The 5,998-nt window shown below is 73.6% G+C and carries 5 protein-coding genes and 1 pseudogene; 3 read left to right on the top strand and 3 right to left on the bottom strand.

Going from position 1 to position 5,998, the window contains the following annotated elements:
- Positions 1-426, bottom strand: a pseudogene (locus H1A17_RS33025) (hypothetical protein); the annotation flags it as partial.
- A gap of 267 nt (positions 427-693) precedes the next feature.
- Here H1A17_RS33025 and H1A17_RS33020 point away from each other — a divergent pair.
- The 3 genes from H1A17_RS33020 to H1A17_RS33010 all read left to right on the top strand — a co-directional run bounded on the left by H1A17_RS33020 (position 694) and on the right by H1A17_RS33010 (position 3,767).
- Positions 694-1,059 (top strand): YciI family protein, encoded by a 366-nt coding sequence (locus H1A17_RS33020; protein ID WP_088643099.1) that lies wholly within the window; start codon positions 694-696, stop codon positions 1,057-1,059.
- 260 nt (positions 1,060-1,319) lie between these two features.
- On the top strand, positions 1,320-2,768 hold the full coding sequence (gene pyk / locus H1A17_RS33015; RefSeq protein WP_145920924.1) for a pyruvate kinase: 1,449 nt from the start codon (positions 1,320-1,322) through the stop codon (positions 2,766-2,768).
- A gap of 114 nt (positions 2,769-2,882) precedes the next feature.
- Entirely contained in the window at positions 2,883-3,767 is an 885-nt protein-coding gene (locus H1A17_RS33010) for an acyl-CoA thioesterase II (RefSeq protein WP_145920923.1), read from the top strand.
- Between the two features lie 44 nt (positions 3,768-3,811).
- Here H1A17_RS33010 and H1A17_RS33005 read toward each other — a convergent pair whose 3' ends face one another.
- Complete coding sequence (locus tag H1A17_RS33005) at positions 3,812-5,578, bottom strand: extracellular solute-binding protein (protein ID WP_145920922.1); 1,767 nt, start codon at positions 5,576-5,578, stop codon at positions 3,812-3,814.
- 28 nt (positions 5,579-5,606) lie between these two features.
- Positions 5,607-5,998: hypothetical protein (locus H1A17_RS33000; RefSeq protein ID WP_194823722.1), on the bottom strand; the 392-nt coding region annotated here is incomplete at its 5' end.

Below are 5,998 nucleotides of genomic sequence, written 5' to 3'. Positions count from 1 at the left end.
CTGCGGGTGGCCGGCGGCGTCGACCACCGGACCCGACGAGAAGACCGGCCCCGGCCCGTCGTCGCCGTGCCGGCAGGTGACCCGGGCGGCGGTCAGCACCCCGGTCAGCGCGGGCACCGCCTCGGGCCAGACCGCCGCGGCGGGCCGACCCAGCGCCCGCCTGCCGGCCGGGCCCAGCAGGTCCAGGTAGCCGTCGTTGGCGAGCAGCACCAGGCCCGGACCCCACCAGAGCGCGGCCGGCGTCGGGCTGTGCAGGCAGACGACCAGGGCGGTACGCAGGCTGGGCGGCCATTGCGCCAGCGGCCCGAGCGGGGTGCCGGCCCAGTCGTGGTCGACGATCCACCGGCCGGCCCGGCCGGCGCGGGAGAGCAGATCGCGCCAGCGGGAGTCGTCCGGCGGCCGGGGGGCGTCGGCGGAGCGAGTCATGTCGGGACCTCCGCTCTGCGGATCGAGCGCCTTCCCCATCAGTCGGACCGTACCAGCGTCGGCTGACGGGCACGTCTGCCGATCTGTCGGCGTGGGCCGGCCGAAAGGCCGTCGGTGCCGCCCGCCGCACCCGGTGTCCGCCCGGGCACGGCCCCGTCCGGCCCGAAGTTGTCCCGACCGGCGGTCAGCGGCGTCCCCACCGTGGGACGCTGGCCGGGTCCGGGGGACACCGGCGCGGTGTGGCGCCGACGCGGGGGAGGGGACGCGATGACGGGTACGCCGCAGCTGGACTTCGCACTCGACACGTACGAGTGCATCGTGCTCTATCCCGGCCCGGCCGGTCGGGTGCTGCCGAAGGAGACCGTGCAGCGCCTCCAGGCCGAGCACACCGCGCACATGCGGGCGCTGCAACGGCGGGGTCTGGTGCTGGTGGCCGGCTCGATCGACGGCCCGGCCCGGGAGCCCGCCCCACCGATCGGCATCGGGCTGGCCCGCACCGGATCGGTCGAGGACGTACGCAGCGTGATGGAGGCGGACCCGGCGGTGCAGGCCGGCCTCTACATGGTCGACGTGCTGACCTTCCTCTGCCCGGCGGGATCGCTGGAGTTCCCGCTGGTCAAGACCGACAGCTGACCGCCGGGGCGGCGGGCGTGGCGCGACGGTGACCGACGGTGGCGGTGGCGGCGCACGAGAGCACGGGAGCGCGCAGACGGCGATTGTCGTCGGGCGGTACGATTCCCGGCGCGCGGTCGCCGATGCCCGCCACTTCCCGACGTGCCCCCGGCGTGGCCCGCGTCCCGCCGGCCACGCGCCCACCCCGCGCGTCGTCGGACCCTGTTCCTCAGTCCGCAAGGGGTCGGCCCGCAGGTCGACCCGGAGGAGAGACTAGCCTGATGGGCGTGAACCGCCGCGCGAAGATCGTCTGCACTCTTGGCCCCGCCACCTCGTCCCCGGAGCGGATCCGGGGGCTCGTCGAGGCGGGCATGAACGTGGCCAGGCTGAACTTCAGCCACGGCAGTCACGCCGACCACGAGTCGGTGTACCGCCTGGTCCGCGAGGCCTCCGAGGCGGTCGGCATCCCGGTCGCCATCCTGGCCGACCTGCAGGGCCCCAAGATCCGGCTCGGCCGGTTCGCCGACGGGCCGCACGAGTGGCGTACCGGCGACTCGGTGGTGATCACCGGGGACGACATCCTCGGCACCAAGGACCGGGTCTCCTGCACCTACCGCAAGCTGCCCCAGGAGGTGAAGCCGGGCGACCGGCTGCTGATCGACGACGGCCGGGTCGCCGTCGAGGTCAGCGACGTCACCGGCAACGACATCCGGTGCCTGGTCACCGAGGGTGGTCCGGTCTCCAACAACAAGGGCGTCTCGCTGCCGAACGTGGCGGTCAGCGTCCCCGCCCTGTCGGACAAGGACGCCGAGGACCTGCGCTTCGCCCTCGGCCTGGGCGTCGACATGATCGCGCTGTCCTTCGTCCGCTCGGCCGAGGACATCAAGCTCGTCCACTCGATCATGGACGAGGAGGGCGTCCGCCGCCCGGTGCTGGCCAAGGTCGAGAAGCCCGAGGCGGTCGACCACCTGGAGGCGATCGTGCTCGCCTTCGACGGCGTCATGGTGGCCCGGGGTGACCTCGGTGTGGAGCTGCCGCTCGACCAGGTGCCGCTGGTGCAGAAGCGGGCCGTGCAGCTGTGCCGGGAGAACGCCAAGCCGGTCATCGTGGCCACCCAGATGCTCGACTCCATGATCGAGAATTCCCGGCCGACCCGCGCCGAGGCCTCCGACGTGGCCAACGCGGTGCTCGACGGCGCGGACGCGGTGATGCTCTCCGGCGAGACCAGCGTCGGCAAGTACCCGGTGCTCACCGTCAGCACCATGGCGAAGATCGTCACCACCACCGAGGCCGGTTCGATCGGCGTGCCCCGGCTCCAGCACGACCCCCGTACCCACGGTGGCGCGTTGACCGTGGCCGCGTCCTCCATCGCCCGCGCCATCGGGGCGAAGGCCCTGGTCGCCTTCTCGCAGACCGGTGACACCGTCAAGCGGCTCAGCCGGCTGCACTGCGACCTGCCGCTGCTGGCGTTCACCCCGGTCCCCGAGGTCCGCAGCCAGCTCGCGCTGTGCTGGGGCGTGGAGACCTTCCTGATGCCGTTCGTGCAGCACACCGACGACATGTTCCGCCAGGTCGACCAGGCGTTGCTGGGCCTCAACCAGGCCACCCCCGGCGACTACGTGGTGATCGTCGCGGGCAGCCCGCCCGGCACCCCCGGCTCCACCAACACGCTGCGGGTGCACCAGCTCGGCTCCCTGGTCGACGCCGCCTCCGCCCGGGCGTTGCAGTGAGCGGGAGGAGCGCGCCGGGTTTGCGCGCCCCGCAGTCGCGAACAGAGCCAGCCCGGTGAGCGCGAGGAGTGGGCCGGGTTTGCGCGCCCCGCAGTCGCGAACAGAAGCAGGCCAGTGACCGGGCGCCCGGCGGCGACCGGCCAGGCCGCGGTCGACCAGCTCCTCGAGGTCCTCGACCTCGACCACACCGGCGCGACGACCTTCCGTGGGGTGAGCCCTTCGGTCGGTCCGCAGCGGGTGTTCGGGGGGCAGGTCGCCGGTCAGGCACTGGTCGCCGCCGGGCGCACGGTCGACCCGGAGCGGTTCGTGCACTCGCTGCACGGCTACTTCGTCCGGCCCGGCGATCCGGCCGAGCCGATCGACTACCAGGTGGAGAACGTCCGGGACGGGCGGTCCTTCTCGGTCCGCCGCTCGGTGGCGTTGCAGCACGACAAGCCGATCTTCTTCATGTCGGCGTCCTTCCAGCGGCAGGAACAGGCCCTGGAACACCAGGCGCCGACCCCGCCGGACGTGCCCGGCCCGGACGACGTCCCGACGATGTCCGACCGGTTGGCCCGCTACCCGGAGCGGCTCGGCATCTGGGGGCAGATCCCCCGCCCGATCGACGTCCGCTACGTCGGCGAGCCCGGCTGGGTACGCCCCGGCGACCGCCCCGCCGACCCGTACCAGCGGGTCTGGATGCGCATCGACGGCAAGCTGCCCGACGATCCGCTGCTGCACGCCTGCGCCCTGACCTACGCCTCCGACCTGACCCTGCTGGATTCGGTCCTGTCGGTGCACGGCGAGGTCTGGGGGCCGGGCGGCCTGGCCGGGGCGAGCCTGGACCACGCGCTGTGGTTCCACCGGTCGTTCCGGGCCGACGAGTGGTTCCTCTACGACTGCTGGAGCCCGTCGGCCTCCGGCGCGCGGGGCCTGGCCACCGGCCGGATGTTCACCCTCGACGGCCGGCACATCGCCAGCGCCGTCCAGGAGGGACTGCTGCGCCGCGTCGGCGACTGAACGCACCCGCCGCCGAGCGTGGCGGCGGGGCCGGCCGGGCTCAGTCAGAAGCTGCTGACCACCTTGACCAACGCCTCGTCGATGGTGGTCGGGTTCTTGGCGTCGAACGCCTTGCCGGCCGACGCCTTGGCGATCCGGTCCAGCGCGGCCAGGTCGGAGTCCTGGTCGAAGGCCACGCAGAAGACCTTCACCGGCTTGTTCGGGTCCAGCGCGATGTCCCGCAGCAGCCGGTTGAGGTCGCTGTCCTTCTGGTACTCGTTCTTGCCGTCGGTGAGCACCACCACCGCGTTGATCCGGTTCGGGTCGTACCTGTCGAGCAGGGTGCGGTGTGCCGCGCGGACGGTGGCGTACAGCGCGGTGTTGCCGCCGATGCGCAGCCCGGCGAGTTTCCGGTTGAACGCGTCCCGGTTCAGCGGCGCGAGCCGCACCTCCTCGCTGTACGGCCGCTTCGGCCGTTGCGGGGTCTCGCTGGAGAACGACCAGAGCGCCACCTGGTCGGCGGCGTTGAGCAGCCCGATAGCCTTGCTGGCGGCGTCGGTGGCCACCTGGAACCGGGTCCGGTCGCCGACACCGGCCTGCATCGAGCCGGAGGTGTCCACGGCGAGCAGGATGTTGGCCTTCTTGCGCAGGGTGTCCCAGCTGCCGAGGATCGCGCCGACCACCTCCGGGGTGGGCGGGTCGAAGTAGGTGAGCCGGTCGCCGCCCGGCCCGGCCACCGTGGCCAGCAGCGTCTCGGCGGGCCGGCGCTCGTCGTCCCGGAAGCCGAGGGCGGCGAAGCTGCGCTGTTGCGGGCCGTCCCGCAGGAACGCGAGGAAGTCCTCGGCGGCCTCGCGTTGCGCCGGGTCGGCCGACGGCAGCACCACGTACGGATGGTCGAGGTTGAAGGTGCCCTCCTTGGGGTGCACCGCCACCAGCGGGACCCGGGGCTTGCTGCCGGTGGGGCTGAGCTGGCCCTGGTTGTAGAGGTAGACCAGCTCCTCCTGAAGGACGATCGCGCTCATGTCGGTCGCCGGGGCGTCCCCGGTGGCGGCGGCGTCGGCCTCGGCGAGACCGCGCAGCAGGTCCACCGAGTCGTCGCTGTAGTGCGAGACGTTGGCCTCGATCCGCCGGACGAACTGGGTGACCGCCGGCTGGGCGAGGTCCTCGCTGGTCAGGTCGCTGGCCCGGTTGACCGCCGCGTAGTAGGTGGCGATGGTGGCGGCCAGGCCGGAGGTGGACAGGTGCGGATTGTCCTTGCCGAAGGTGAACCGGCCCCACTCGGGCCGCCCGAACGCCGCCCAGCCGGTGTCGCCGGAGAGGCCGAGCACGTCGGCCCAACCGAGCGGCCCGCGCTGCTGCACCAGTTCGCCCCGGTCCTTGGGCATGGCGATGACCAGGGGACTGTTGGCGATCGACGGGTACTGCCCGGGGGTCTGCGCGGGTCGGCCGGCCGCCTTGTCGAGCAGGCGTAGCTGCCCGGTCCACAGCGACGAGGTGGGCAGCCACACCTGCGGCTCGGCGACCTTGGGCTGGGTGAGGGCCCACCCGCCGGCCAGCGCCTCCATCGCCTCGCCCGAGTTGAGGCCGTGCACGGTCACCTGCGCGCACCGCCCGCCGAAGCGCCGGTCGGCGGCGTTGTACCGGTCGGCGAGCTGGGCGACCAGCTCGCTCTTCTCGGTGGAGGAGCTGACCTCCAGCGGTACGCAGTCCGCCCGGTCCGTGCCGGGGGCCGGCCGGACGTACAGGTACGCCCCGGCGATCACCGCTAGCCCCGCGACGACGGCCACCGCGTGCGGCAGCCACGGTCGGGCGGGACGCTGACCGGCGGGCATCGGCTCCTCCAGGGGTTCGTTCGGCGGGTCAGGCGTCGGTGCGGGGTGCCGGCACGGGCGGCGCGCCGGACTGCCCGATCGAGCCGTCCGGCGGGCCGGACGGGGTCAGCGCGGCGGCGACGAGCAGACGGACACCGTAGACCACGACGAGGGCGAGCAGACCGACGGCGGCGGCGGTGCCCACGTCGGTGCTGGCGACGTACCCGGTGGCGAAGCCGACCGCGCCGAGGAAGATCGCGAGGGACATCCCCCACGGGTCGGCCCACTGTCGACGCAGCCGCCGGCCGAAACCGTCCCGGGCCGCCGGTGGGGTGGCCGGCCGCTCCGTGGCGGCGGGCGGGGTGGGGGTCGGGGTGGACCAGGCCGCCGCCGGTGGGGCGGTCGGTGTCTGCGGCGCGGGGTGGGCGGTCGGCGTGGTGG

Source organism: Micromonospora sp. S-DT3-3-22, assembly GCF_015354745.1.
Lineage (GTDB): Bacteria > Actinomycetota > Actinomycetes > Mycobacteriales > Micromonosporaceae > Micromonospora > Micromonospora wenchangensis.
This window is presented reverse-complemented; position numbering and strand designations above follow the sequence as displayed.

Coding starts and splice junctions, on each gene's coding strand:
- H1A17_RS33020 (WP_088643099.1), top strand. CDS start 694: ATGACGGGTACGCCGCAGCTGGACTTCGCACTCGACACGTACGAGTGC.
- pyk (WP_145920924.1), top strand. CDS start 1,320: ATGGGCGTGAACCGCCGCGCGAAGATCGTCTGCACTCTTGGCCCCGCC.
- H1A17_RS33005 (WP_145920922.1), bottom strand. CDS start 5,578: ATGCCCGCCGGTCAGCGTCCCGCCCGACCGTGGCTGCCGCACGCGGTG.